General features: G+C 62.0%; 27 protein-coding genes and 1 tRNA gene. 15 read left to right on the top strand and 13 right to left on the bottom strand.

Annotated features, from left to right (window positions below; all coding sequences use genetic code 11):
- Window positions 1-36: 36 nt before the first annotated feature.
- Window positions 37-1,962 carry an autotransporter assembly complex protein TamA gene (locus EUU22_RS20630; RefSeq protein ID WP_439329179.1) on the bottom strand — a complete coding sequence of 642 codons (1,926 nt, stop codon included), beginning with the start codon at window positions 1,960-1,962 and terminating at the stop codon, window positions 37-39.
- Between the two features lie 163 nt (window positions 1,963-2,125).
- Window positions 2,126-2,386, bottom strand: coding sequence for a YMGG-like glycine zipper-containing protein (locus EUU22_RS20625; protein ID WP_112686521.1), 261 nt, complete (start codon window positions 2,384-2,386; stop codon window positions 2,126-2,128).
- A 310-nt stretch (window positions 2,387-2,696) separates the two neighbouring features.
- On the opposite strand from EUU22_RS20625, the gene EUU22_RS20620 reads away from it, so the two are divergent.
- The 5 genes from EUU22_RS20620 (at window position 2,697) to EUU22_RS20600 (ending at window position 9,055) form a co-directional block, all read left to right on the top strand.
- Window positions 2,697-3,185 carry a (2Fe-2S)-binding protein gene (locus EUU22_RS20620; protein ID WP_129333862.1) on the top strand — a complete coding sequence of 163 codons (489 nt, stop codon included), beginning with the start codon at window positions 2,697-2,699 and terminating at the stop codon, window positions 3,183-3,185.
- 79 nt (window positions 3,186-3,264) lie between these two features.
- On the top strand, window positions 3,265-5,613 hold the full coding sequence (locus tag EUU22_RS20615) for a xanthine dehydrogenase family protein molybdopterin-binding subunit (RefSeq protein ID WP_129333861.1): 2,349 nt from the start codon (window positions 3,265-3,267) through the stop codon (window positions 5,611-5,613).
- A gap of 16 nt (window positions 5,614-5,629) precedes the next feature.
- Window positions 5,630-6,424 (top strand): FAD binding domain-containing protein, encoded by a 795-nt coding sequence (locus EUU22_RS20610; RefSeq protein WP_129333860.1) that lies wholly within the window; start codon window positions 5,630-5,632, stop codon window positions 6,422-6,424.
- Window positions 6,425-6,642: 218 nt separating this feature from the next.
- A complete protein-coding gene (gene hemA / locus EUU22_RS20605) occupies window positions 6,643-7,857 on the top strand; it encodes a 5-aminolevulinate synthase (RefSeq protein ID WP_129333859.1) in 1,215 nt (404 codons plus the stop codon).
- 76 nt (window positions 7,858-7,933) lie between these two features.
- On the top strand, window positions 7,934-9,055 hold the full coding sequence (locus tag EUU22_RS20600) for a serine hydrolase domain-containing protein (RefSeq protein ID WP_129333858.1): 1,122 nt from the start codon (window positions 7,934-7,936) through the stop codon (window positions 9,053-9,055).
- A gap of 18 nt (window positions 9,056-9,073) precedes the next feature.
- Here the strand turns inward: EUU22_RS20600 and dxr are convergent, their stop codons facing one another.
- Entirely contained in the window at window positions 9,074-10,264 is a 1,191-nt protein-coding gene (gene dxr, locus EUU22_RS20595) for a 1-deoxy-D-xylulose-5-phosphate reductoisomerase (RefSeq protein ID WP_129333857.1), read from the bottom strand.
- 115 nt (window positions 10,265-10,379) lie between these two features.
- Between dxr and EUU22_RS20590 the strand changes: the two genes are divergently transcribed.
- Window positions 10,380-12,236 (top strand): heavy metal translocating P-type ATPase, encoded by a 1,857-nt coding sequence (locus EUU22_RS20590; RefSeq protein ID WP_245485197.1) that lies wholly within the window; start codon window positions 10,380-10,382, stop codon window positions 12,234-12,236.
- 92 nt (window positions 12,237-12,328) lie between these two features.
- Entirely contained in the window at window positions 12,329-12,826 is a 498-nt protein-coding gene (locus tag EUU22_RS20585; RefSeq protein WP_129333855.1) for a YciE/YciF ferroxidase family protein, read from the top strand.
- Between the two features lie 37 nt (window positions 12,827-12,863).
- On the opposite strand, the gene EUU22_RS20580 is transcribed toward EUU22_RS20585, so the two are convergent.
- The gene (locus tag EUU22_RS20580; RefSeq protein ID WP_439329173.1) at window positions 12,864-13,940 is read right to left on the bottom strand and encodes a DNA topoisomerase IB; all 1,077 of its coding nucleotides are present in this window, start codon (window positions 13,938-13,940) and stop codon (window positions 12,864-12,866) included.
- A gap of 18 nt (window positions 13,941-13,958) precedes the next feature.
- Complete coding sequence (locus EUU22_RS20575) at window positions 13,959-14,225, bottom strand: hypothetical protein (RefSeq protein WP_129334131.1); 267 nt, start codon at window positions 14,223-14,225, stop codon at window positions 13,959-13,961.
- A gap of 167 nt (window positions 14,226-14,392) precedes the next feature.
- On the opposite strand from EUU22_RS20575, the gene EUU22_RS20570 reads away from it, so the two are divergent.
- On the top strand, window positions 14,393-14,737 hold the full coding sequence (locus EUU22_RS20570) for a hypothetical protein (RefSeq protein ID WP_129333854.1): 345 nt from the start codon (window positions 14,393-14,395) through the stop codon (window positions 14,735-14,737).
- A gap of 15 nt (window positions 14,738-14,752) precedes the next feature.
- Here EUU22_RS20570 and EUU22_RS20565 read toward each other — a convergent pair whose 3' ends face one another.
- The gene (locus tag EUU22_RS20565) at window positions 14,753-15,067 is read right to left on the bottom strand and encodes a hypothetical protein (RefSeq protein ID WP_129333853.1); all 315 of its coding nucleotides are present in this window, start codon (window positions 15,065-15,067) and stop codon (window positions 14,753-14,755) included.
- Window positions 15,068-15,283: 216 nt separating this feature from the next.
- Between EUU22_RS20565 and EUU22_RS20560 the strand changes: the two genes are divergently transcribed.
- Genes EUU22_RS20560 through EUU22_RS20555 form a run of 3 tightly spaced genes read left to right on the top strand, consistent with a single transcriptional unit; the run spans window position 15,284 to window position 16,199 of the window.
- Window positions 15,284-15,577 carry a BON domain-containing protein gene (locus tag EUU22_RS20560; protein WP_245485230.1) on the top strand — a complete coding sequence of 98 codons (294 nt, stop codon included), beginning with the start codon at window positions 15,284-15,286 and terminating at the stop codon, window positions 15,575-15,577.
- Window positions 15,570-15,728 (top strand): hypothetical protein, encoded by a 159-nt coding sequence (locus tag EUU22_RS25370; protein WP_165351249.1) that lies wholly within the window; start codon window positions 15,570-15,572, stop codon window positions 15,726-15,728. Before EUU22_RS20560 ends, EUU22_RS25370 begins: the two co-directional genes overlap by 8 nt.
- A 27-nt stretch (window positions 15,729-15,755) precedes the next feature.
- Entirely contained in the window at window positions 15,756-16,199 is a 444-nt protein-coding gene (locus EUU22_RS20555) for an HD domain-containing protein (RefSeq protein ID WP_129333851.1), read from the top strand.
- Here EUU22_RS20555 and EUU22_RS20550 read toward each other — a convergent pair.
- Together EUU22_RS20550 and EUU22_RS20545 are read right to left on the bottom strand one after the other, a co-directional pair.
- Window positions 16,194-16,270, bottom strand: a tRNA-Arg gene (locus EUU22_RS20550). The genes EUU22_RS20555 and EUU22_RS20550 overlap by 6 nt on opposite strands.
- A 78-nt stretch (window positions 16,271-16,348) precedes the next feature.
- Window positions 16,349-17,509 carry a M20 aminoacylase family protein gene (locus EUU22_RS20545; protein WP_129333850.1) on the bottom strand — a complete coding sequence of 387 codons (1,161 nt, stop codon included), beginning with the start codon at window positions 17,507-17,509 and terminating at the stop codon, window positions 16,349-16,351.
- A gap of 216 nt (window positions 17,510-17,725) precedes the next feature.
- Here EUU22_RS20545 and EUU22_RS20540 point away from each other — a divergent pair, with 216 nt between their 5' ends.
- Both EUU22_RS20540 and EUU22_RS20535 read left to right on the top strand, forming a co-directional pair.
- Window positions 17,726-18,775, top strand: a complete 1,050-nt coding sequence (locus EUU22_RS20540; protein WP_129334130.1) for a D-alanyl-D-alanine carboxypeptidase family protein — start codon at window positions 17,726-17,728, stop codon at window positions 18,773-18,775.
- A gap of 17 nt (window positions 18,776-18,792) precedes the next feature.
- On the top strand, window positions 18,793-19,920 hold the full coding sequence (locus EUU22_RS20535) for a CobW family GTP-binding protein (protein WP_129333849.1): 1,128 nt from the start codon (window positions 18,793-18,795) through the stop codon (window positions 19,918-19,920).
- Window positions 19,921-19,926: 6 nt separating this feature from the next.
- On the opposite strand, the gene EUU22_RS20530 is transcribed toward EUU22_RS20535, so the two are convergent.
- From EUU22_RS20530 to EUU22_RS20510, 5 genes are all read right to left on the bottom strand, one after another.
- Window positions 19,927-20,157, bottom strand: a complete 231-nt coding sequence (locus EUU22_RS20530; RefSeq protein ID WP_129333848.1) for a sulfurtransferase TusA family protein — start codon at window positions 20,155-20,157, stop codon at window positions 19,927-19,929.
- Window positions 20,154-21,362, bottom strand: a complete 1,209-nt coding sequence (locus EUU22_RS20525) for a L,D-transpeptidase family protein (RefSeq protein ID WP_129333847.1) — start codon at window positions 21,360-21,362, stop codon at window positions 20,154-20,156. Before EUU22_RS20525 ends, EUU22_RS20530 begins: the two co-directional genes overlap by 4 nt.
- A 168-nt stretch (window positions 21,363-21,530) precedes the next feature.
- A complete protein-coding gene (locus EUU22_RS20520; protein WP_129333846.1) occupies window positions 21,531-22,484 on the bottom strand; it encodes an acetyl-CoA carboxylase carboxyltransferase subunit alpha in 954 nt (317 codons plus the stop codon).
- Between the two features lie 62 nt (window positions 22,485-22,546).
- Window positions 22,547-23,494: a site-specific tyrosine recombinase XerD gene (xerD, locus tag EUU22_RS20515; protein WP_129333845.1), complete on the bottom strand. Its 948-nt coding sequence runs from the start codon at window positions 23,492-23,494 to the stop codon at window positions 22,547-22,549.
- Window positions 23,495-23,523: 29 nt separating this feature from the next.
- Window positions 23,524-23,676 carry a hypothetical protein gene (locus tag EUU22_RS20510; protein WP_129333844.1) on the bottom strand — a complete coding sequence of 51 codons (153 nt, stop codon included), beginning with the start codon at window positions 23,674-23,676 and terminating at the stop codon, window positions 23,524-23,526.
- Between the two features lie 150 nt (window positions 23,677-23,826).
- Here EUU22_RS20510 and EUU22_RS20505 point away from each other — a divergent pair, with 150 nt between their 5' ends.
- Window positions 23,827-24,420 (top strand): shikimate kinase, encoded by a 594-nt coding sequence (locus EUU22_RS20505; protein WP_129333843.1) that lies wholly within the window; start codon window positions 23,827-23,829, stop codon window positions 24,418-24,420.
- On the top strand, window positions 24,413-25,540 hold the full coding sequence (gene aroB, locus EUU22_RS20500; RefSeq protein WP_129333842.1) for a 3-dehydroquinate synthase: 1,128 nt from the start codon (window positions 24,413-24,415) through the stop codon (window positions 25,538-25,540). Before EUU22_RS20505 ends, aroB begins: the two co-directional genes overlap by 8 nt.
- Window positions 25,541-25,565: the final 25 nt, after the last annotated feature.

The following is a 25,565-nucleotide window of genomic DNA, read 5'->3' as shown; positions in this document are numbered from 1 at the left end:
TCTTCGTCTTCCCTTTCGGTGTGGCGGTAGGCGGCGTCAGAAGCTCTGTCCGATCCCGGCGTAAATTCCGTAACGGCTGCCGCCGTCGTAGCGATCGAGCGGCATGGCGACGTCGAGCCGGATCGGCCCGAAGGGCGTATTATAACGCAGGCCGATGCCCGCTCCGAGGCGGACATCGGAGAAATCGGGATAGATCTCCGACGATACGGTTCCGAAATCGAGGAACGGCACGACACCGATCGCATCGGTCACGTTGAGGCGCGCCTCAACGGAACCTGTGACGTAGGATCGCCCGCCGGTTGCGTCGCCGCTGCCGTTGTAAGGCGATATCTCCTGGTAGGCGTAGCCGCGGACCGAGCCGCCGCCCCCGGCATAGAAGCGGCGCGTCGCAGGCATGCTCGCAAGTCCATCGCCGCCGATCAGTGTTCCGGCCGCGAGCTTGCCGGCAAGGACGAGGCGGTCGTCTTCGCCGAAGCCGCGATAACCGGAAATCGAACCCTCAAAGGACGAGAAGATCGTACCCTCGAGAATCTCGTAGCTCGGTGCCGCGGAGAGCGTGGCGCGATATCCCTCTGTCGGATTAAGGGTGTTATCACGAGTATCACGGACGTAGTCGATCGGCACGGCAAACGTGACATAGCGATTGTTGCCGAACGCGTCGTCGATGTCGTCGAAGCTCAGCGTCGCCGCGGCGGAGAGCGTATCCTTATCTGTGAGTTCGTAGGAGTAGCCGAGGCGTGCGACAACCGACGCAGCGTCATAGGACTCCGTCGTGATCGTCGAACCCTTGATGCTGGTATCCAGCGTCCCCGAAGGAACGAAAGCGCCGGGTTTCACGAAAGAGATGCCGGCGGTGTAGTCGAGATTCTCGATCCCGTTCCAGTTTCCGAGACCGCCGACGGAACCCTCGATCCTCAAGGATTCCGCCTGCCCGAACAGGTTGCGATGACCCCAGTAGCCCTGCAGTCCGGCACCATCGATCGTCGAGATCGATGCGCCGAAACCGAAATAGCGGTGCTTGCCTTCGGAGATGGTGATGCCGATCGGCAGCGACCCATCCGGGGCAAGCGCTTCCGACTCCCTGATCGTCACGCTTGAAAAGACGCCGAGTTTGCGCAGCCGCTCCGAAGCCTTCCGTATGTCCTCGGGGGTGTAGGGCTTTCCTTGGTTGAGCCGGGAATACCGGCGGATGAAATCGGGGTCGACGGCCTTCTCTCCCGAAATTGAGACGGGTCCGATCGGGGCGATGGGGCCGCTTTCCGCACCGAGGACCACGTCGACCGTCTGCGACTTGTGATCTGCGACGACCTGCTGTTCCGTCAGATGCGCAAGCGGGCGCCCCTCCGTCTTGAGGTCATCGACGATCTGCCGGGCCGCCTTGATGATCACGAGCGAACCTGCATCCCCGCCGGGGCGTAGGCCGTAGCGGCCGGGATCAAGACGGGCCGCATCCCCTTCGAAACGGATGTCGCCGAGTGTGAAGACCGGACCGGGCTCGATGCGGAGGGTGACCGGCACCGGACCGGACCGGTCGAACTTCGGGTTGGGAGGAAGATCGTCGATGTTGCGGCCGTTGATCGTGACGGTGACCACGCCTCCGTAATGGGCGCGCTCATAAAGCGCCGCAATCAGCCTATCGCGATCGTCGCGTGCCTTGATGACCAGCCCAAGATCGCCAGAGACCGGGTTCTCAGCCTGATTGACGAGGAGCGAGCTTCGTTCGATGGCCCGCGCGAGCTCGCGGTCGGAGCCATCGGCATCCAGACTAACGCTGTAGTTAAGTGGATCGACGACGTCTACGTCAGCCTTGTCGTCCCCGAACAGTGTGATGCCGAAGATCTTGAAGGCGTGGGCGTCACCGGCAAAGCCGAGGCAAAACAAAGCCGTCGCTGCGACCGTCAAGGCGCTCCCGGCCTCCCGAAACGCAGAACTCAAATTCGGCAATGTCGATCCGATCGGTATACGCAACGTTGGTATTTCGGGTCATCCTATCCGACAGGCGTTTCCGTTTCGCTAAACGGCAACTTCAGATGCAGACTGCGGAAGGGATACCGCTTTAGGACGTCCCAGAAAAGAAAAAAGTCCCGGTTTGTCACCGGGACTTGTCGGATTTGGCAAGAGGCGATCAGTAGCCGCGCGGGCAGTAGTCGACGTAGCGGCGACCGTAGCGATCGCGGTAGTAGCACTTGCCGGGCTCACTGGCGGCGCCAATGACGGCGCCGGATACACCGCCGATTGCGGCGCCGACGGCAGCGCCGCGGACGTCACCCGTAATCGCACCGCCGATGATTGCGCCCGAGGCGGCGCCGATGGTGGCACCCTTCTCGGTCTGTGTGCAACCAGCGACCGAAAGGCCGATCAGTACAAGCACAAGAGCCTTTTTCATGACTTTTCTCCAATGGTTTTACGCATTCCGGATGACCGGTCACTGCATCACTCGCGTATCCGCCGGCAGATCTCAATCCGTCCTTGCGATCGCCGCACAAGAATATCCTTCAAAATCGGAAAGTCCATTGAAATCAAATGTCCGTGATCACGTGCCGCGACGGCAGTGTTCGCAGCGACACAGTAGAGTCCTGCAGTTGCTGCAATGCGGCAAATAAAAATGCCGTTCCCCCTCGAAGTACCAGTTGATCCGCTCTGGAAAAAGACAAATGATGACTCGGGTGTCCTGGAGAGACACGAGGAGGAACAATATGGCTAAAGTAACGCTGTCGGTGAACGGCCGTACAGTCAGCGGCGATTGCGACGATCGCACGCTTCTCGTTCAATTCATCAGGGAAAAGCTGGGGCTGACCGGCACCCATGTCGGATGCGACACGACGCAATGTGGCGCATGTGTGGTGCATATGGACGGCAAGTCCATCAAGAGCTGCTCCATCCTCGCCGTCCAGGCGTCGGGGTCCAGCATCACGACGATCGAGGGGCTCTCCACCAACGGCGAACTGCATCCGGTGCAGGCGGCGTTCAAGGAGCACCATGGGCTTCAATGCGGTTTCTGTACGCCGGGCATGGTGATGACTGCGGTCGACATGATCAACCGCCATGGCGGCGCGCTTGATGAGGCGACCGTTCGCCACGAGCTCGACGGCAACATCTGTCGCTGCACCGGATACCACAACATCGTCAAAGCCGTTCTTGCCGCCAATGCCGAGATGCATGCCGGCCGCCAGGCTGCAGAGTAGAAACGTCGATTTGCCGGCCGCTTGCCGCTGATCGTCGTCTGCAGCTGTCGGGCCGCCGAAATGCCATCGGGAGGATATGATGGGCGTTGAAGGAATTGGGGCGCGTGTCGCGCGCAAGGAAGACAAGCGATTTCTCACAGGCAAGGGTCGTTACACGGACGATATGATCGTCCCGGGCATGAAGTATGCCTATTTCGTGCGCTCGCCCTACGCACATGCCCGTGTCACGGGCGTGGACGCGAGCGCGGCCAAGGCAATGCCGGGGGTGATCGACGTTCTCGACGGCAAGCAACTGCTGGCCGACGGGATCGGTAACCTGATTTGTGGCTGGATGATCCATTCCAAGGACGGCTCGCCCATGAAGATGGGGGCTTGGCGTCCGCTCGCCCACGACGCGGTGCGCTATGTTGGCGACGCGGTCGCGGTGGTCATTGCCGACTCGGTAGCGGAGGCGCGCGATGCCGCCGAGGCAGTGGTCGTCGACTACGAGGAACTACCGGTTGTCACGGACGCCGTCAGTGCGCTCGGCGAAGGGGCGCCGCAGATTCACCCGGAAGCACCCGGCAACCTGATCTTCGACTGGGAGATCGGAGACAGCTCGGCGGCCGACAAGGCGATTGCGGAGGCGGCCCACGTCACCGAGATCGATATCCGCAACAACCGCCTGTCACCCAATGCGATGGAGCCGCGCGCGGCACTCGGCATCTATGATGCGGCCGAGGATCATTACACCTGCTATACGACGAGCCAGAACCCGCACGTGGCCCGCCTGGTGATGAGCGCCTTCTACAACGTCGCGCCGGAGAACAAGCTGCGGGTCATCGCGCCGGATGTCGGCGGTGGCTTCGGATCGAAGATCTACATCTACCCGGAGGAAATCGTCTGTCTCTGGGCGTCCAAGAAGACGGGCGTTCCGGTCAAGTGGACGGCGGACCGGTCGGAAGCCTTCATGACCGATGCCCACGGCCGTGACCATGTGTCGAAGGTCAAGATGGCCTTCGACAAGGACAACCGTATCACCGGTCTGAAGGTGGACACGATCGCCAATCTCGGCGCCTATATGTCGCTCTTTTCGTCCTCCGTGCCGACCTACCTCTATGCGACGCTGCTTTCCGGCCAGTACGACATTCCTGCGATCCACTGCAACGTTCGGACCGTCTATACCAACACCGTGCCGGTCGACGCCTACCGCGGAGCCGGACGCCCTGAAGCGACCTACCTGCTTGAGCGGACGGTGGAAACCGCGGCGAGGGAACTCGGGCTTTCCCCGGCGGAACTTCGCCGGAAGAACTTCATCCGCAGCTTCCCTCATCAGACGCCGGTGATCATGACCTATGACGCCGGCGACTATGAGGCCTCACTCGAGGCGGCGATGGCCGCCGCCGACTGGAACGGCTTTCCGGCCCGCCGGGCCGAGGCCGAGCGCCGGGGCATGAAGCGCGGGATCGGCATGAGCTGCTACATCGAGGCCTGCGGTATCGCTCCGTCGCAGGCCGTCGGGTCGCTCGGCGCCGGCGTCGGTCTCTGGGAGTCGGCGGAAGTCAGGGTGAACGCGGTCGGCACGATCGAGGTGCTGACGGGTTCGCATAGCCATGGCCAGGGTCATGAAACGACCTTCGCCCAGCTCGTTGCGGATCGTCTCGGCGTGTCGATCGACAGCATATCGATTGTCCACGGCGACACCGACAAGGTGCAGATGGGCATGGGTACCTACGGATCCCGCTCGGGCGCGGTCGGCATGTCGGCGATCGTTAAGGCGCTCGACAAGGTCGAAGCGAAGGCCAAGAAGATCGCCGCACATCTGATGGAGGCGGACGAGAGTGACATCGTCGTGGAGAATGGCGAGTTGAAGGTGGCCGGTACCGACAAGGCGCTGCCGTGGTTCCAGGTGGCGTTAGCCGCTTATACCGCGCACAATCTGCCGGCCGGTATGGAACCGGGCCTGAAGGAAAGCGCCTTCTACGACCCGTCGAACTTCACCTTCCCGGCGGGCTGCTACATCTGTGAGGTGGAGGTCGATCCGGAGACCGGCAAGACGACCATTATCCAGTTCGTCGCAGCCGACGATTTCGGGAACATTATCAATCCCATGATCGTCGAGGGGCAGGTACATGGCGGCATTGCGCAGGGTATTGGCCAGGCGATGCTGGAAAATGTCGAATACGATCCTGCAACGGGTCAACTGCTGACGGCAAGCTTCATGGACTATGCCATGCCGCGAGCGGACGACCTCCCGTCCTTCGATGTCTCGCATCAGTGCACGCCCTGTCCGGGCAACCCGCTCGGCATCAAGGGGTGCGGGGAGGCCGGGGCGATCGGGTCGCCGCCGGCGCTCATCAACGCCATCACCGATGCGATCGGAAACAATCGCCTGAACATGCCGGCCACGCCGCAAGCCGTCTGGCGGGCCATGCAGGCTCAGATCTAAAAGGGGGACGGAGATCATGTACGCAACGAATTATCATCGTGCCTCCTCGGTCGAAGAAGCGGGCAGGCTTATCGCCGCAACGGAGGACGGCAAGTATGTGGCAGGTGGCCAGACCCTGGTCGCGACCATGAAGCAGAGGCTTGCACAACCGAGCGACCTCATCGACCTTCGCCACATTCCCTCGCTGAAAGGCATCCGCGTCGATGGCCGCGATGTGGCGATCGGGGCGGGCGTCACGCATGCGGAGGTCGCCTCGTCGGACCTCCTTCGATCAGTCTGTCCGGCGATCTGCAATCTCGCCGCGATGATCGGTGACCCGCATGTGCGACACCTCGGCACCATTGGCGGTTCGATCGCCAACAACGACCCGGCGGCGGACTATCCGGCCGCCATGCTGGGCCTCGGCGCGACCATCGTGACGGACCGTCGCGAAATCGCCGCAGACGACTTCTTCCGGGGGCTTTTCGAAACCGCCCTCGAAAACGGCGAGGTCATCACCGCAGTGCGTTTCCGCGCGCCGGAAAAGGCGGCTTACGTGAAATTTGCCAACCCGGCGTCTCGCTTTGCGATGACTGGCGTCTTCGTCTCCAGGGGAGACGGTGGCGTTCGCGTCGCGGTGACGGGCGCTGGCTCGAACGGCGTCTTCCGTCACGAGGGAATGGAGGCTGCCTTGTCGGCCAACTGGGCTCCGGAGGCTGTCTCCAAAGTGGCGGTCGATACGGATGATCTCATGTCGGACATGCACTGTAGCGCAGAGTACCGGGCGAACCTCATTCGCGTGATGGCCAGGCGCGCGGTCGCCGCGTGTTGAGGCGGCTATAGATCGATGAAGGGGCGGCTGCGGCCGCCCTTTCCCTTTTCTGCTTGACGTAGATCAAGTCTGGGGGCGCCGCGATCGGGTAGCAGTGTGTTCCGAAGAGACGGAAAGGCCGGCGCCTTTTGTCGCAGTTTAGAACGAATTTACAATGCCGGGGTTGACCGCATGCCCCGACGATCCCAAAAGGGATGAGGACATACTGGAGCTTGGCGATGGACTTCGAAGCGTTTTTCAAGAGCGAATTGGCGGGCCTGCATGAAGAAGGCCGGTACCGCATCTTTGCCGATCTTGAAAGACAAAGGGGCAATTTCCCGCGAGCCACCCGCTACACCGAGCAGGGTGAGCAGGATGTGACCGTCTGGTGTTCGAACGATTACCTTGGCATGGGTCAGAACCCGCAGGTGATCGAAGCGATGAAAGAGGCCATCGACCACTGTGGCGCCGGTGCGGGAGGCACCCGGAACATTTCCGGCACCAACCATTACCATGTTCTCCTCGAGCGCGAGCTTGCCGACCTGCACGGCAAGGAATCTGCGCTGATCTTCACCTCCGGCTATATATCGAACTGGGCGACGCTCGGCACCCTCGGCCAGAAAATCCCGGGCCTCATCATTTTCTCCGACGCGCTCAACCACGCCTCCATGATCGAAGGCATTCGTTATGCAAAATGCGAGCGCGTCATCTGGAAGCACAACGATGTGAAGGACCTCGAGGCGAAGCTCGCGGCGGCTGACCCGAACGCCCCCAAGCTCATCGCCTTCGAATCCGTCTATTCGATGGACGGCGATATCGCGCCCATCAAGGAGATCTGCGACATTGCCGACAAGTACGGCGCGATGACCTATCTGGACGAGGTTCATGCCGTCGGCATGTACGGCGCGCGTGGCGGTGGCATCGCTGAGCGGGAAGGCCTCATGCACCGTCTGACGGTCATCGAAGGTACGCTTGGCAAGGCTTTTGGCGTCATGGGTGGTTACATTGCTGCGTCTGCCGCACTTTGCGACTTCGTCCGCTCCTTCGCCTCCGGTTTCATTTTCACCACGGCACTGCCGCCGGCACTCGCGGCCGGCGCGGTCGCATCGATCCGCCATCTGAAGACCAGCCAGATCGAGCGCTTCGCCCATCAGGAGCGTGTCCGGCGCCTGCGTTCCATGCTCGATGCCCGCGGCATCCCGCACATGGCCAATCCGAGCCATATCGTGCCGGTCATGGTGGGCGACGCGGCCAAGTGCAAGTGGATCTCCGACCTGCTGCTCGACAACTTCGGCATCTATGTGCAGCCGATCAACTACCCCACGGTGCCCAAGAAGACCGAACGGCTGCGCATCACCCCGACGCCGCTGCATTCCGACGACGATCTCGAAAAGCTCGTCGGTGCGCTGCATCAGCTCTGGTCGCGCTGCGCCCTCGCCCGCGCCGTCGCCTGATCAGCAAGCCGCCTGTTTCGATTTGGATGCGGATCATGTCACATGATCCGCATTTTTCGTTTGGAGACTACAGGTCATGGGCATTGCCGAGCGTGTCAACCGGGCGGTCGATGAAGCGGTAAGCGAAGAGCAAGTCGTTGGCGCCGTCGTCCTCGTCTATCAGGATGGGGAGCCTCTTCTCTGCAAGACGGCGGGATATGCCGACCGCGAAGCGCAACTCCCAGTCCGTCTCGACACCATCTTCCGCTATGCCTCGGTGACCAAGCCGATCGTCGCGGCGACGGCCCTGGCGATGATCGAGGCGGGGCTGTTTCGCACGGACGATGCCGTTTCGGATTTTCTTCCATGGTTTCGTCCGAGGACGCCCGACGGGCGCGAGCCGCGCATCACGGTCCACCATCTGCTGACCCACACCTCGGGGCTCGTCTACGATCCCGCGCTGGAAGCGCTTCCGCCGGAACGGGCGGTGAGCCTCGGCCTCTCCAATACGGACCTGACGCTTAAGGAGAACTTCAGCCGCTGCAACGCCGTGCCGCTTGCCTTCGAGCCCGGCGGCCGCTGGGCCTATTCCCATGCCACCGACATTCTCGGTGCCCTTATAGCGACCATATACGGCGATTTCCTCGAAGCAGCGGTCATCCGCTACGTCACCGGTCCGCTGCGGATGGGCGACGCTCGTTTTCGGGTGACCGATCTGAAGCGTCTGTCTGTCGCCTATGCCGACGGGACCGAGCGACCCACCAGAATGCCTGACCCCTGGATACCCGCGGAAGGGGCGGAGTGGCGAGCGCCTTTCTCCCCTAGCCGGATATTCAATCCGAAGGCGTTCCAGTCCGGGGGTGCCGGGATGGCCGGCACGGCGGGCGACATTCTGAAGCTGCTCGAGGTGTTTCGCCAGGGAGGCAGTCCGATCGTGTCCCCGGAGACTGCGGCGGCGGCTCTTTCAAACCAGATTGGCGATGTCCCGGGCGATCCGGGAATGCGTTTCGGATACCTGGGCGGGATCATTACCGACCCGGTGCTGGCGGGCACCTGCCTGCCGGCGGGCGCGGTCCGATGGGGTGGTGTCTACGGCGGTACCTGGTTCATCGATCCGGCGCGCAAGCTCACGGTCGTCAACCTGACGAACACCGCGCTCGAAGGCTGCATGGGACTCTACCCGGAACGGATCAGGAGGGCAGTATACGCGGAGGATTGAAATCCTTCACCGAAGGCCTCACGCCGCAGCCATCCTGCTGACTACGTCGCGGGCGCATCGCCTCGCTTCCGCGTCGGCCTGGACGACATCGGCGATCTCCCCGGCAGGACCGAGGTCCGCCAACTGGTCCATGACCGCTTCGACGACGTCTGCCATGTCGAGGAAGCCGATGCGCTCGGCGACGAAGGCCGCGAAGGCGGCCTCTTCAGCGCCGTTGAGCACGGCGCCCTGAAGACCGCCGCGTTCAAGCGCCGTTCGGGCGAGGCGGAGCGCCGGGAAGCGTGCCTCGTCCGGAGCTTCGAAGTCGAGCCGTGCCAGCCTGGCAAAATCGAGCCGCTCGACATCCAGCGCAGATCGGTTCGGATACGAAAGGGCATAACCGATGGCCGTGCGCATGTCCGGCGTGCCGAGCTGCGCAATGACCGAGCCGTCGACGTAGCCCACCATGGAGTGGATGACGGACTGCGGATGAATGACGACCTCGATCTGGTCTGGGCGAACACTGAACAGGTGTTTGGCCTCGATCATCTCGAAAGCCTTGTTGAACATCGAAGCGCTACCGACCGAGATCTTCAGGCCCATCGCCCAGTTCGGATGAGAGCGTGCCGCTTGCAGCGTGACACCTGCCATCTGTTCGCGCGTGTAAGCCCGGAACGGGCCACCGGATGCCGTCAGGATGATCCTTTCCAACGCATGTCGCTGGCTCTTGTCGAGACACTGGAAGATGGCGCTGTGTTCGCTGTCGACGGGGATCAGTTGCCCGCCGCCGGTGCCGACGGCGTCGAGGAAGAGTTCGCCGGCCGAGACCAGGCACTCCTTGTTGGCAAGCGCTATATTGGCACCACGGCGGGCCGCACGGAGAGTTGGCGCGAGACCGGCCGTCCCGACGATTGCCGCCATCACCCAGTCGGCATCGAGTTCCGCCGCCTCTTCGAGACCGCTCACGCCGGCAGCGACTGCGATGCCACTGCCGGACAGCACGTCCTTCAAGTCCGCGTAGCGGTTCTCATCCGCCGTCACAGCCAGACGTGCGCCGAATTTCCGGGCCTGTTCCGCCAGAAGCTCGATATTGCCATTGCCGGTGAGCGCCATGATCTCGAATGCGCTGCGACCACCCAGCTGGCGAACGACGTCGAGCGTGTTTGTGCCGATCGAGCCGGTCGAACCGAGAACGGTCAGACGGCGCGGCACCTCGGTTCCCATGATCATTCCATATTCCGGAGATTGCTTCCCTTGCAAATGCGTCTACAAGGGAATGTGCGCGCCAGCAAGCTTTAGCTCTTCAGCGGCGGTATGCCCGGCGCCCAAGAGCGGTGAGGAAGACGTGAGCGCGCTGTCGCGATTTTTCGACAATAACGGCAGATCCCTCCTCGCTATCCTTGCTCTGTTGACATTGGCCGGCGGCGCTCTCGCCCACTGGTCGGACCTTTCCTCCCTTGCAGGGCAAATCTGGTTTGCCGGCGGCGCCGTGGTGCTTGGTGCCCTCCTGGTGGAGATCGTGCACTCTCTCCTGCAGCGGCAGTTCGGCCTGGATATCGTCGCTGCTCTCTCTATGTCTGCGGCACTCGCCTTCGACGAGCCGCTCGCTGCCAACATCGTGGCGCTCATGTATGCCGGTGGGCAGCAACTCGAGAATTTTGCGGAAGGCCGGGCGCGCCGCGAGATGACGGCGCTGCTCGGACGCGTCGCCCGCACGGCCATGTGCTACTGCGGCAACGGGCTCGAAGAGGTCCCGATAGAACGTCTCGCGCCCGGGGACCGCATTCTCGTCAGGCGCGGTGAGGTGATCCCCGTCGACGGCGTTCTTGTCGCTCCTGCCGCAGACATCGACATGTCGGCACTGACGGGCGAGTCCATGCCCGTTCGATTTTTCGAAGGCGATCAGGTGCCGAGCGGTTGTGTCGGCTGCGGGACGGCCTTCGACCTGATCACGGTCCTGCCTGCGGCGGAGAGCACCTATGCGGGCATCGTTCGGCTGGTGAAGAGCGCACAAGAGAGCAAGGCGCCGATGGTAAGACTGGCGGACCGCTATGCGCTATTGTTTCTGATCGCGACCGTCGTCATCGCCGGTGCGGCCTGGTGGCTTACCGGCGATCGGCTCCGGGCGCTATCCGTCCTCGTCGTCGCGACGCCCTGTCCGTTGATCCTCGCCGTCCCCGTAGCCATCATCTCGGGCATGTCACGTGCCGCTTCTATCGGCGTTTTGATCAAGAGCGGCGGGGCGCTGGAAACGCTGGCACGGGCAAAAACGGCAATTCTCGACAAAACGGGAACCATGACCACCGGCCGGGCCGGCGTTGTCGACGTCCGCACGATGAGCGGTGTCGACGCAAACGAAATGTTTCGGTTCGCCGCTTCGCTCGACCAGGCATCCAATCACGCCAGCGCGGAGAACCTCGTCGCGGCCGCCAAAAAGCGGGGACTCGCGCTCAGCAATCCGGCGAATGTGACAGAGACGCCCGGGAGCGGTGTCGAAGGTACGGTCGAGGGGCATCGCGTGGTCGTGGGCGGTAGCAATTTCGTCAAGGAGCACTGCAGATCCGGGGATCCTTACGACCTTGGTGACAGCGTTCCTCCCGGGTCGGCGGTCGTCGCCGTTGGCATAGATGGCGTGGTCGCTGGCATCATCCTTCTTTCGGACCAGGTGCGGAGCGATGCCTCGGAAACGATCGCGGCGTTTCGCGAGGCCGGCGTCTCTCGTTTCGTTCTCGCCTCCGGCGATCGTGCAGATGTCGTTCGGGCGGTCGGCACCAAGCTCGGAATTGACAGCGCCCATGGGGATCTGGCACCGGCCGACAAGGTGGAAATTGTGCTGCGGGAGCGGGAACATGCTCCCGTCATGATGATCGGTGACGGGGTAAACGACGCACCAGCCCTCGCCGCCGCGGATGTGGGTGTCGCCATGGGCGCCCGGGGAGCCGCAGCGTCCTCGGAGGCCGCTGACGTCGTGCTTCTGGTCGATGATCTCGCTCCACTAGCGATCGCCGTCTCGCTTGCCCGCCGGGCCCGCATGATCGCGCTGCAAAGTGTCGCGGTCGGGATCGGGCTTTCGTTTACGGCGATGGGGTTCGCCGCCCTCGGTTACCTGCCACCTGTCGAAGGGGCGATCCTGCAGGAGGTTATCGACGTCGCCGTTATTTTGAACGCCCTCCGTGCCCTTGTGCCACCGCGAAAGACCTGATCGCCAGCAGCCTTGCTGCGGTCGAGGGCCGGAACAAAGGGCAGCGGATAAAGGTTCTTCTGCGGCAAATCCAACCGCAACGGAGAACCGCAATGGCAGAGAAGAATTTGGAAGATCTCTTCCACGAAACGCTGAAGGACATCTACTACGCGGAACGGAAGATCCTGAAGGCGCTGCCGAGGATGGCGCGCGGCGCCAGCAGCCAGAAGCTGAAGTCGGCATTCGAGAAACACAAGGACGAAACCGAGGAACACGTCGAACGCCTGCAGCAGGTTTTCGAGATCATCGGCAAGCGTCCGCGGGCCAAGACCTGCCCCGCGATCGACGGCATTATCGAAGAGGGCGAGGAGGTCATGGAGGCCTTCAAGGGGGCTCCGGCGCTCGACGCGGGATTGCTGGCGGCCGCGCAGGCGGTCGAGCACTACGAGATCAGCCGGTACGGCACGCTGCGTTCGTGGGCCGAGCAACTCGGTTACAAGGATGCAGTGAAGCTGCTCGACCAAACGCTCACCGAGGAAGCGAAGACCGACGAGTCGCTGACCAAACTTGCCGAGACCGCCGTGAACACGGCCGCACAGAAAGCGGCATGACCTCGAAGGCCGGGCAATCTCCTTGCCCGGCCTTCCCTCATCTCGTCATCTTTCGATCTTCTCCATCCTCCCAAAGAAATGCGACCAGTCTCGCCTCATCCGCATAGAGGCCGGGCTTTGGAACACTTCGGTCGAGTCGCCCGAGAAGGTTTCTTCTTTCCTCATCATCATCCAATTCAGCCAGCGAAAGGATTGCGGGATGCACGTAGCTCGTCCGGCAGACGGAGGATGTGTTGTGGAGGGCCTTTGCCGCTGATTGGCACATATCCTTGACGCGCGGCTGTTGTCCTTCGCGCAGCGGCGACAGGCCGGCGCGGAACGCGGCCAGGCTCCCACCCCAGGTCCGGAAGGTCTTCGCTGAAATAGCTGTTCCCGCAACCTCGCTCAGATAGGCGTTCAACTGGCTTGACTCGACGCGATGTAAGCCGGCCTCGTCCCGCCATGAAAATAGTTCGCGTCCCGGCAGGTCGGCGATCTCCTCCAGAATCCTTTGCAGCCGCGGGCTCTTCAGTCGCTTGGTGATGCGCTTGCCGCCTTTGGCGCGAAAGCGGATCTCCGCCCGTTCTCCTTCCAGTGAGAGATGTTGCTTGAGGAGCGTTGTCGCGCCGTAGGTGCGATTTTCTTTCGCGTAGGAACGGCTGCCAATCCGCAGATGGGTCTCGTCCAGGAGAACGACCAGGGCGGCCAGCAGAAAACGTGCCTCGTCCGAAGGGGTGCGAAGATCGCGGTCGACTCGGCGCCTTATGATGGGAAGGCTTTCGGCGAAGTGGAGAAGATCGCCGAATTTCTGCTGGCTTCGTAGTGCCTGCCATTCGGCATGATAGAGATATTGCTTGCGACCGCGGGCATCGTATCCGGTCGCCTGGAGATGGCCGTTCGCCTTGGCGCAGATCCAGACGTCATGGTAGGCGGGAGGTAGGGCGAGGGTCTTTATGCGTTGCCGCTCGACAGGGTCGTCCAGGAGCGATCCGTCCGGCAGTTGATAGCTGAAACCTCGGCCCCGTCGAACACGCCGGATGCCCGGCTCCTTGTCGCTCACATAGACGAGCCCCGCCTTCTCCAGGCAGTCAGGCCGGTCCGCAGGCGAATTCTCAGTAAGGGGAATCTTGCGCACAGCGCGAATGCCGGTCGTTCACTGCTCCCTGTCGACGAATTTGTTGAAACGGCTCTCCTGCCCGCTTTCGGTCTTGTCCTGATAAAGGAAGGCAAGCTTGGCGGAGTCGAATATCTCGAAGAACTTATCCCAACTGATCTCCTGCAGATTTTCCTCCGGCGCGCGGAAATCTATGCGCAGCACCCCGCCGCGAGAGGCACCTTTCACTTTCGCCGGCCGGCCGCCGCGCGCCTCGGTCCATTTGCGTATCTTCTCGTGGTCGGTTGTCTGTCTTGCCGTGGTCATGACGCCCTCCGTGCGGCTCTGGGTTTTCCCGGCAAACAGCACAGGATGCCGGAATGTTCCGGTCGTCAGACGTGAGTATGTCCCTTCTTGCGTGCCGGTTCCGGAACAATGGCCGTGGCGAGCCGGTTTCCGCCATTGCAGGGGGCGGGCAACACGGAGGAGCGAACATGTCCCAACACATAGAGAATGCAGACGGACAGGGAACCCTGGTGATCGGGCACGGAAGATCACCGGTGACTTACCAGATCTCCGCGGTGCGAAGCGGAGAGCAATACACAGCGACGACGACCTTGCAGGCGCCGCGCGACTGGCTGTTGAAGCAAGGTTTCCGACAGGAAGCGCTGCTGGAGCGTGACGGTGCGGAGGTGATCAAGTTGTACCGTCCGGAAAGGCTCGATGTCGGCGATGACGTCAGCGTCTCTCTTTCGTCGGAGCCGCTGACCTGCAAGACGCGCGAGGAACTCGTAGACCGGTTTCCGGAACTCGACCTTGTGCGGATGCACCGTCTCTAGGATCTTTCGCGTCCGTCAGATCTGCTTCGGCAGAATGACGTCGCGCCGGATCTGGCCCGCGACGACGCCATGTGGACCAGCGGCGGGATAGCGACCGCTTTCATCCCGCACGAGACTGTAGAGCTTGTCGCTACGAAAGGCGCTGACGTCCTCGGCGGGTTTCGCGTGCACTTCGGGGAGGTCACTTTCGCCCTCCATTGCCACGATGCGGGCGTCGCCTGCCGAGCGCCCGCGGACCACGACTTCCCCGTGCGACGGCGCATTCTGCCAGTTGAGGCCATCCAACTCCTCGAGCGGAACAAGGCGATAGATTTGAAGCTCGTCGTCCAATTTTCTTCTCCTTCCGAGGTGTCCACGAGCCGGGCAGCGCGCCGCCGTCGAGTGACGTTCCAGGCGGAACCTTTGTCGAGTTGAAGGGTTCCGACTAATGGCAGAAAACGAGGAGACGAGAAGATGAAGAATGCCACGCCGAAACCGGGACGTCCCGGCGAAGTGTCGCAGTGGCCTCGCTGGGAGGGACCTGAGGAGAGCCGACCTGCCGGCTACCTGCCGGCGGAGAGAAATGCCGGTACGAGGTCCGGCGATTCCCGGGAGAAGACGCGAGACGATGCGCTCATTGCCGACCAGGTCGCCGCGCAACTCGAACAGAATCCCTTTCTGGATCCCCGGTCGGTAAGCGTTTCGGTAGAGCATCGACGCGTCGTACTGGCGGGCGTCGTCGATACGCCCGAGGCCAGCCTTCGGGCTGAACGGGACGCTCTTTCGATCGAGGGGGTCTACGCCTGCGAAAACCGACTCGAGGTAGGAGCGAGCGAGAGCGGGAGGTTGCGTGATGGCTGATCTGGTCTGGTTCATTGCGGTCGCCATCGGTCCGATCATGCTCGGGGCGGCGATTGCATACGCGATGTTGCGTCAGAGACGGCTCTCGGCACGGGAAAAGCATGAGCAGAACGACGCCGTGCGTCGTCTGTACCAAAACGGCCGAAGATAGGCCGGCACGCGGCGAGGGAGCGGTATCGTGCAGGCGAGTGAACACCTGAAGCACGCGATCCAGATTGCGGCGGACGCCCATGACGGGCAGATGGACAAGACCGGCCGGCCCTATTTCGAGCACTGCCAACGGGTCGCCGCCGCCCTGACCGATGAAGAGGCGAAGACCGTGGCCTACCTGCACGATGTCCCAGAGAAAGGACACGGCTGGACTGTTGACAGATTGAAGGAGGAAGGCTTCTCCCAGCACATCGTCACCGCAGTCGACACGCTGACGAAGAGGGCTCAAGAGGACGAAGATGCCTTCCTGCGGCGCGTTTTCGGTCACCCGTTGGCTCGCAAAGTGAAGCTGGCCGATCTGGAGGACAATCTCTGGCAAGTGAACCTGTCACGCGGAAACGCGAAGAAGTACGAGCATGCGCTCGAAAAGCTGACGGAATGGGCGAACGGCACATTGCGACAGAAATGGTGATCCCGACGCGATTCGAACGCGTGACCCTCAGATTAGGAATCTGATGCTCTATCCTGCTGAGCTACGGGACCACTGGGCTGCATCCATACAAAACGAGTGCGGTGAAGCCAAGCTTTTTTCGGGGAAGGAGGTTTTCGTCCAGATGCCATTCACTCGGTGAGGCGTTGTTCGGCGAGGCGTACCCAGTAGGAGACGCCGTAGGCGATCACCTCGTCGTTGAAGTCGTAGGCCGGGTGGTGGAGGCCGGCAGTATTGCCGTTGCCGATCAGGATGTAGGCGCCGGGCCGTGCCTGCAGCATGAAGGCGAAATCCTCTCCGGCCATCGAGGGGTCGACTTCCGTGTCGACATTCTGCGGGCCGGCGACATCGATCGCGGCGCGCGCCGCGTGCATGGTTTCCTCCGGATGGTTGACGGTCACAGGACAGGCGCGTTCGTATTCAACAGTGACATCGGCGCCGTGAGCAGCCGCCACGCCTTTCGCCACCTCACGGATGCGATTCTCGGCAAGGTCGCGGACCGCTTCGTCGAGCGAGCGCACGGTGCCGCCGAGCATCGCCTCTTCGGGAATGATGTTGTGGGTCGTCCCGGCATGGAAGCGGGTCACCGATACCACGACGGAACGCAGGGGATTGGCGTTGCGTGACGCAATAAGCTGGAGGTTGCCGACGATCTGTGCGCCGATCGCTATCGGATCGATTGTGTGGTGCGGTTCGGCCGCGTGACCTCCTCGGCCCTTCACCGTAATGGTGAACTTGTCCGGTGCCGCCATGATGCCACCCTTGCGGATGGCAAAGGTGCCGACGGGCATGCCGGGCATGTTGTGCATGCCGTAGACTTCCTCAATGCCGAAGCGTTCCATCAGGCCGTCCTGAACCATGGCGAACGCTCCCGCACCGCCCTCTTCGGCGGGCTGGAAGATAACAACGACCGCACCGCGGAAATTGCGAGTCTCGGCAAGATGCTTGGCAGCTCCGAGCAGCATGGCGGTATGGCCGTCATGACCGCAGGCATGCATCTTTCCGGGAGTCTTCGAGGCCCAGGCTTTATTGCCGGTCTCCTGGATCGGCAGGGCGTCCATATCGGCGCGCAACCCGATCGCGCGTCCCGCTCCCTGGCCACGGATCACGCCGACGACGCCGGTTCGTCCGATCCCCGTCACGATTTCGTCGACACCGAATTCCCGCAATTTCTCAACGACGAAGGCAGCAGTCTCATCGACGTCGTAAAGAATCTCGGGATTCGTATGGAGCTGGCGGCGCCATTCAGTGACTTCGCGTTGGAGTTCGGCGGCGCGGTTCAAGATCGGCATCTGATGTCCTTGTCCGGCGTTACTGGTAACCTTCGATTCGCTCGGGGAATGTGCCCCTCCTGATTGACCTATTCAATGGGCTTTGCCATTGGTTGGCGAGATAGGTTAAATACCGCAGGTTCTGAAGCTTCCAGATATTCGAGGAATGCCATCGTGCAGACGAAGCAGACGTTCTTTTTGTCCGCATTGCGCCGGGGTCGCCGTCTGGCGTTCCTTATGGGGCTGGTCCTGACCGCACTGCCGTCTCTCACCGAAGCCAATCCGAGGATCGTCGTCGAGGTCAATTCCGGGCGCGTGATCGAACACGAGGACGCCTTTCGCAAATGGTATCCCGCTTCGCTGGCGAAGCTGATGACCGCCTACACGACGTTCCGCGCTGTGAGGTCGGGTCAGATTTCGCTGGAGAGCATCGTTACGATGAGCAAGAAGGCCGCCGACCAGCCGGCGAGCAAGATGTATTTCAAGCCGGGCGCGCAACTGACGCTAGACAGCGCACTGAAGCTACTCCTGGTGAAATCTGCAAACGACATCGCCGTGGCGATCGCCGAGACCGTCGGCGGATCGCTCGACAATTTCGTCTCCCAGATGAACTCCAATGCCGCCCAGCTCGGGATGAGCTCCTCACATTTCGTCAATCCCAACGGGCTTCCCGGGGCGGGACAGTATACGACGGCGCGGGATCTCGCCGTGCTCGCCGTTGCGATTCGTCGTGAGTTTCCCGAGTACGCCGGTTATTTTTCGCTGGAAGGAGTCAACACCGGCAAGCGCACCTATCCCAACTACAATCTGCTGATCGGCCGCTTTGACGGTGCAGATGGCATGAAGACGGGCTTCATCTGCGCATCGGGCTTCAACCAGGTTTCCTCCGCGACGCGGAACGGCCGGACGGTGGTCTCGGTGGTGCTCGGCGCAGACAGCCTCGGAGCGCGTGCCGATGTTTCTGCCGACCTGCTCCAGAAGGCGCTGACCACCCGCTCGGGTGCGGGCGTCACGCTGGAGACGCTTGCACCTTACGGCGACGGGCGTGATCAGGTGACCGACATCAGTAGCGACATCTGCTCTCAGACCGCGCGCAAGGAGCGCAGCGAAGGACGCGATGAAGAAGGTCGCATGAAACTCTTCTCGCCCTATATAAGGGAGATGGACCGGCCGCCTCGGGCGGTGTTCGCAGGTCTCCTGCCGGGCGGAGAAGTGTCGGCCCAGCCGGCGTCTGCGAGCAACACCGTCGCGAACGTACCGATCCCCATCCCGAGGCCCAATTTCTGATCCGAAGGGGTCCCAGCATGCCATCCATGAACGAACGCATTCCCGTTTCCATCCTGACGGGGTTTCTCGGTGCGGGCAAATCGACCTTGCTCAACCGTATCCTCAAGGACCCGGCGATGCGGGATGCCGCCGTCATCATCAACGAATTCGGTGAGGTCGGCATCGATCACATGCTGGTCGAGTCCTCGAACGACGCCATCATTGAACTTGCCGACGGCTGCCTCTGCTGCACCGTGCGCGGCGAGCTCGTCGACACTTTGGCAGCCCTGGTCGACGGCATGCAGACCGGCAGGATCAAGCAGGTGTCGCGTGTCGTGATCGAGACCACGGGTCTCGCAGACCCCGCTCCCGTCATGCAATCGGTGATGGGGCATCCCGTGATCGCCAGCTACTTCGATCTTGAAGGAGTGGTCACGGTTGTGGACGCAGTGAACGGTCTTTCGACGCTCGACGACTTTCCCGAGGCCGTCCGGCAGGTGGCGGTGGCTGACCGACTGGTCCTCTCGAAGGCGTCGCTCGCGGACCCGGAGAGCCTGCCTCAATTGGAGGCCCGTCTTGCGACGCTCAATCCCCGCGCGCCGACTGTCGACGCGGACCGCGACGACGTCGGAACTGCAGCGATCTTTGCGAATGGCCTCTATGACCCTGCGACGAAGATTCCGGATGTCGACCGCTGGCTCAGGGACGAGGCAACCGAACCCGATCATGCGCATGAGCATCATCATGAACACGGGCATGATCATCATCACCACGACGTGAACCGGCACGGTGAGGCGATCCGATCCTACTCGATCATCCATGACGGGCCCATCGACCCGGCGTCGCTTGAGATGTTTGTCGATCTGCTGCGGTCGACCCACGGCGAGAAGCTCCTGCGAATGAAGGCGATCGTGCGGTTGACCGATCGCCCGGAACAGCCACTGGTGCTGCACGGGGTTCAGGCCATCTTTCATCCGCCTTTCCGGTTGCCTGCGTGGCCAGATCCAGATGATCGACGCACGCGCCTGGTCGTGATCGCCAAGGACCTGCCGGAGACGTATGTGCGGGAGCTCTTCGACGCCTTCACGGGCAGGCCGCAAATCGACAGGCCGGATCGTGCCGCGCTCGAGGACAATCCGCTCGCCATCCCCGGCATGCGCCTGTAAGGGGCTTCAAGCTTTTCGGATATGAAAGCGGTGGCCGGTTTCGTGTTTCTCGCTCGCGAGCAGGACGTGCCCGTTTTCGCTGCAGAAGTGAGGGATGTCGATCGCTGCGAGCGGATCGGTGGTTTCGATCCACAGTTCCGCACCGCTTTCCATGGTAGAAAGCCGCCGCCGTGCCTTCAGGACCGGCAACGGACATTTGAGTCCCCTGAGGTCGTAGATCGCTTCGGGGCCGCTCACTTCTGCCAGAACTTCCAGAACGGCTTCTTGGGCTCCTCGGCAGCCTGCGCCACAGGTGCCGGAGCGAGCGGATTTACCTGGGGCACCGGTACACTCGCCGTTTGTGCGACTTCGGCCGCCTTCGCAGGAGGCCGCGCGGAAGCGGCGGTCGTCGCGGGTGCGGCAACCGGTTTTGCCGCGGCGTCCTTTTCCGCGACGAGCTTTTCGAATTCCTCGATCTTCAGGAGTTTCCCGGCCTTGAGCGCGGAGCCTGTCGGCGCGTAGGCGAGGTCATGACCCTTGCGCATCTCGGCAACGAGAGCCTTGCGTTCCGCCTCGGTCGGGTCATACCAGATCTTACCGTCGTATTTCCTGGACGCCTTGGCGAAGTCGCGCTCGTACTGCGTGTTGTAAGACGCAAGCGCCATCTGCAGGGCAGGGGGCGTCGTCATCGGCGGACAGGCGGCCGCGGCGCTCAGAGTCTTGCCTTCCTCGATCTGCTGATTGAAGACGTATTTGCGGTCGCAGACGCCGACCTCGGGCGGACGCTTGGTGACTTCGAAGTTGTCGTAGCCGACCTTCAGCATCTTCCAGAAGTCGTAGTGTGGGCTATGCTGATGGCGCGCCATGTTGTCGGCGGTCATGCGGAATGGAAAGGCCTGCAACTGTACCGTCTGCTGGCCGCCCTTGAATGCGTCGCGAGCAAAGGCGTAGATTTCCAGGATCTGCGCATCCGTCATCGAATAGCAGCCCGAAGACGAGCACGCGCCGTGGATCATGAGATTGGTGCCGTTGCGGCCGTTCGCCTGGTCGTAGCGGTTCGGGTATCCGGTATTAATGGCCAGGAAATACTTGGAATTCGGGTTCAGGTGGTAGGGGGAAAGGGGGTAGAAGCCCTCCGGAGCCTGGCGGTCGCCTTCCTTGATCTTCGGGCCAAGTCGCCCCGACCAGGCACATATCTGATATTCGGCAATCTTGTCGAAACGGTTGTTCGTCTTCGCCTTCCAGATTTCCAGGACACCCTCTTCCTTGAAGATGCGCATGGCGATCGGCGAATTCCGCTCCATGCCCTTTGCCTTCATTTCGTCGAGAACGCGCGAAGGCAGCTGGTATTCGACCTTGTTCTTGACGGTGGAAGGGTCGACGACGCTGTCGAGCGTATCGTTGCAGCCCGCAAGACCCATGGCGAGGGCAATCATCAGAAGAGCGGTTGGGTTCAAACGCATTCGGGATTCTCATCTCGAAAAAGGGGTAACGTCGACGACTGGCACGTCGCTCGCCTAATATACGATCGCAACCTTCACAAATTGTAAACCATGGTCGCGCCGCCCGCCGACATAACGGGTCGGCGCCTAGCATTCAAAGACAGCAGGATTATGGCTTCGAACGATGCATCAAAGCGAGCGGCCGATATCAAGGAATTTCTGCCGACGCTCCTGCCGCAGCCGATCGCCCGACAGGCGTCCGAGATCGCCGAGTGCGGAGGCGATGACGTCGCCGGTCCGGCTGATGACCGCATCCGGATCGCGGTGTGCTCCGCCAATCGGTTCCGGGATGATGCCGTCGATCACGTTCATTGCCTTCAGATCCTCGGCGGTAATCTTCATGTTCGTCGCGGCTTCCTTGGCCCGGGTCGAGTCGCGCCAGAGGATGGAGGCGGCACCCTCCGGAGAGATAACCGAGTAGATCGCATGCTCGAGCATGTAAACGCGATTGCCTGTGGCGATCGCGATGGCGCCGCCCGATCCGCCCTCACCGACCACCACCGAAACGATCGGGACGCGCAGGTTGAGGCAGGTCTCGGTGGAACGCGCAATTGCTTCCGCCTGGCCGCGCTCTTCGGCTCCGATGCCGGGATAAGCTCCGGCGGTATCGATCAGCGTAACCACCGGCAGGCCGAAGCGGTTGGCCATTTCCATGATGCGGATCGCCTTCCGGTAACCTTCCGGACGGGCGCTGCCGAAGTTGTGCATCAGGCGCGACTTGGTATCGTTGCCCTTTTCCTGACCGATCACCGCGACAGGCTCACCGCGAAACCGTGCGAAGCCAGCCTGGATCGCCGCGTCTTCTGCGAACTTGCGGTCGCCGGCGAGCGGCGTGAACTCTGTGAAGAGCTTTGCGGCGTAGTCTACGAAGTGGGGACGCTGCGGATGACGGGCCACCTGCGTCTTCTGCCAGGCATTGAGCTTGGAGTAGATTTCCTCCATCGCCTCACGCACGCGAACCTCGAGACGAGCGATTTCCTCCGACGTGTCGATGCTCTCATCTTCTTCCGCGAGTTTCTTCAGCTCGTGGATCTTGCCTTCCAGGTCGGAGATAGGCTTTTCGAAATCGAGATAGTTGTGCATTGAAACGCTTTCCGATCGTTATGCGCGTGCTTCAAGGGCGCGTGGCACCGGCGTTGCCGGTCCTAATCGTGGTTTTTCGCCACTTTGGCAAGAGGGTGATGCGTCTGAACGAGCTGCTGCAGGCGTTCATCGAGCACATGCGTGTAGATTTGGGTCGTCGAGATGTCGGAATGGCCGAGTAGTTCCTGAACCACCCGGAGGTCCGCGCCGTTGGCGAGGAGATGGCTGGCGAAGGCGTGGCGCAGCACGTGGGGCGAGATGGCGGCCGCGTTAAGGCCGGCGCGGGCTGCGAGACCCTTCAAGTCACGCGCGAATACCTGACGCGGCAGGTATCCTTCCTTGCTCGCGGCCGGAAACAGCCAGAGGGCCCTCTCCTTTGTTTCCTTGGTCGTGCGCGCCAGCTCCTCGCCATAGGCCTGAACCGCGGCGATCGCGCTACGCGACAAGGGCACGAGCCGTTCCTTCGCTCCCTTGCCGCGGATCACTAGGAAACGACCTTCTTGCGCAAGAACCTTGGCCGGGAGGGCGACAAGTTCACTGACACGCATTCCCGTCGCATACAGAAGTTCGAGAAGAGCCAACATTCGCAGTTTCGAGAGTTTGTCGTCTCCCCCTGCTTCGCTCTCCTGCTGCGCGAGCGACAGCAGTCTTTCGACGTCTTGGACCGAAAGTGTCTTTGGAAGCCCGCGCGCCTTTTTTGGTGCATCAAGGATCGACGTCGGATCGTCGGCGCGGATGCCCTCGGCGTAGAGGAACTTGTAGAACTGGCGCATTGCCGAGAGGCGGCGCGCCTGAGAGGTCTCCATGAAGCCGCGTCTCGCCAGGTCGACGAGATAGGCGGCGAGGTCGGCGGATCTTGCCTCCACCACGCTGACCTTGCGTGGCGCGAGAAACGACCAGAGATCCTGAAGGTCGTGTTCGTAGGAGGCAAGGGTATTTCCTGCGGCGCCCCGTTCGGCGCTCATCATCTCCAGAAACGCCTCGATGCGTGCTTTGCTGAGATCGGACACGGGAAGTTTCCTGCTTGCCTCGGCTCGGCCTATTCTTGCGTCGGGTTGACCCGCTCGGAGGGAATCCGGACGGTGATCTGCCGCTCCTTCGGCTCCACGAAGAGGACGAGCGCATACATTGTTCCGTAGATCATGGCGGCGATCGTCGCGCAGAAGAAGAGGAAACGAAACAGGGTCGGCATCGGATCATCCTTCGTCCGCGGGCGCCTCTTCTATATGAAGAGGGCTTGGAGCCGTTGCAAGCCCGCGGCGGGTACCTCTTTCAGTCACTGTGGCTTGACGCTCGGCCCGCATTTGTCAATACCGTTCTCAAAAGAGACGTGAACAGGCCGATGACCGATTTGACCCCACCCCTTGCCCCGTCGCTGAGTGCGCGTGCCCGCGCAGCGCTCGGGCGCAGAAATCTGGTCTTCGTCGGATTGATGGGTGCCGGAAAGTCGGCGATCGGCCGCATGACGGCCTCGCAGCTCGGTCTTCCCTTCGTCGATACCGATGCCGAAATCGAGCGGGTGTCACGGATGACGATCAGCGAACTCTTTGCCGCCTATGGCGAGAGCGAGTTCCGCGAGCTAGAGACGCGGGTCATCAAGCGGCTTCTGAGAACCGGTCCGCGCGTGATATCGACCGGAGGAGGCGCCTTCATCAACGAAAAGACGCGCAGGCAGATCGAGCGCGGTGGGATCTCGTTGTGGCTGAAGGCTGATCTGGATGTGCTCTGGGAGCGTGTCAACAAGCGCGATCATCGTCCTCTGCTGAAGACGGAAAACCCGAAGCAGACGCTCGAAAATCTGATGAACCAGCGCTATCCGGTCTACGGACTGGCGGACGTGACGGTTCAGTCGCGGGACGAGCGCAAGGAAGTCATCGTCGACGAGGTGCTCGAGGCGATCGTGGAATACTGTACCAAAGGCCGCAAATATGACTGAAGTTGAGAGTTCGGAACGTCTCGTCCATGTGCCGCTCGGTGACCGGGCTTATGATATCCTGATCGGGAGGGGCCTGATTGCGCGCGCGGGTGGCGAGATATCCACCCGCATCAAGGGACGTAAGGCTGCAATCATCACCGATGAGCATGTCGGTCCCCTCTATCTCGACGCGTTGATGGACAGCCTGCAGACCGATGGGATCGAGGCTGTGTCGCTGAGCCTGCCGGCGGGCGAGAAGACCAAGAGCTTCGAGCATCTGATGAGGGTGTGTGATGTCCTCCTCGAGGCCCGGATCGAGCGCAACGACGCCGTCATCGCACTTGGCGGCGGCGTGATTGGTGATCTGACCGGCTTTGCGGCCGGGATCGTCCGCCGGGGTGTCCGTTTCGTGCAGATTCCGACCTCGCTTCTGGCGCAGGTGGACTCCTCGGTCGGTGGCAAAACGGGCATCAATACCCGCCAGGGCAAGAACCTCGTCGGCGTGTTCTACCAACCGGATCTCGTGCTTGCGGACACGGCGGTGCTCAGCAGCCTGAGCAAGCGTGAATTCCGGGCCGGTTACGCCGAAGTGGTCAAGTACGGCCTGATCGACAAACCGGACTTCTTCGAATGGCTCGAACGAAACTGGGAGGGTGTCTTCGCCGGCGGTGAGGCGCGTGCCGAGGCGATTGCGACGAGCTGCCGGGCGAAGGCGGAAGTGGTTGCTGCCGATGAGCGCGAACTCGGCCGCCGCGCGCTGCTCAATCTCGGCCATACCTTCGGCCACGCACTCGAGGCGGCGACCGGATACGACAGCAAGCGTCTCGTCCACGGCGAGGGGGTTGCGATCGGTATGGTGCTGGCGCACCAGTTTTCCGCGCGCCTCAATCTCGCGAGCCCGGATGACGCCGAGCGGGTGGCGGCTCATCTCAAAGCCGTCGGCCTTCCGATGGCGATGGGGGATATTGAAGGCGAGCTTCCGCCGACCGATATATTGATGGAGGCGATCGCCCAGGACAAGAAGGTCAAGGGCGGCAAGCTCACATTCATCCTGACACACGGCATCGGCCAGTCGTTTGTTGCCGACGATGTCGCGGCGTCGGAGGTCTTCAGCTTCCTTCAGGAGAAACATCCGGGATAATTATTCCTGCCCGGCGTGCGCCCCA

The organism is Ciceribacter ferrooxidans, assembly GCF_004137355.1.
GTDB lineage: Bacteria > Pseudomonadota > Alphaproteobacteria > Rhizobiales > Rhizobiaceae > Allorhizobium > Allorhizobium ferrooxidans.
This window is presented reverse-complemented; position numbering and strand designations above follow the sequence as displayed.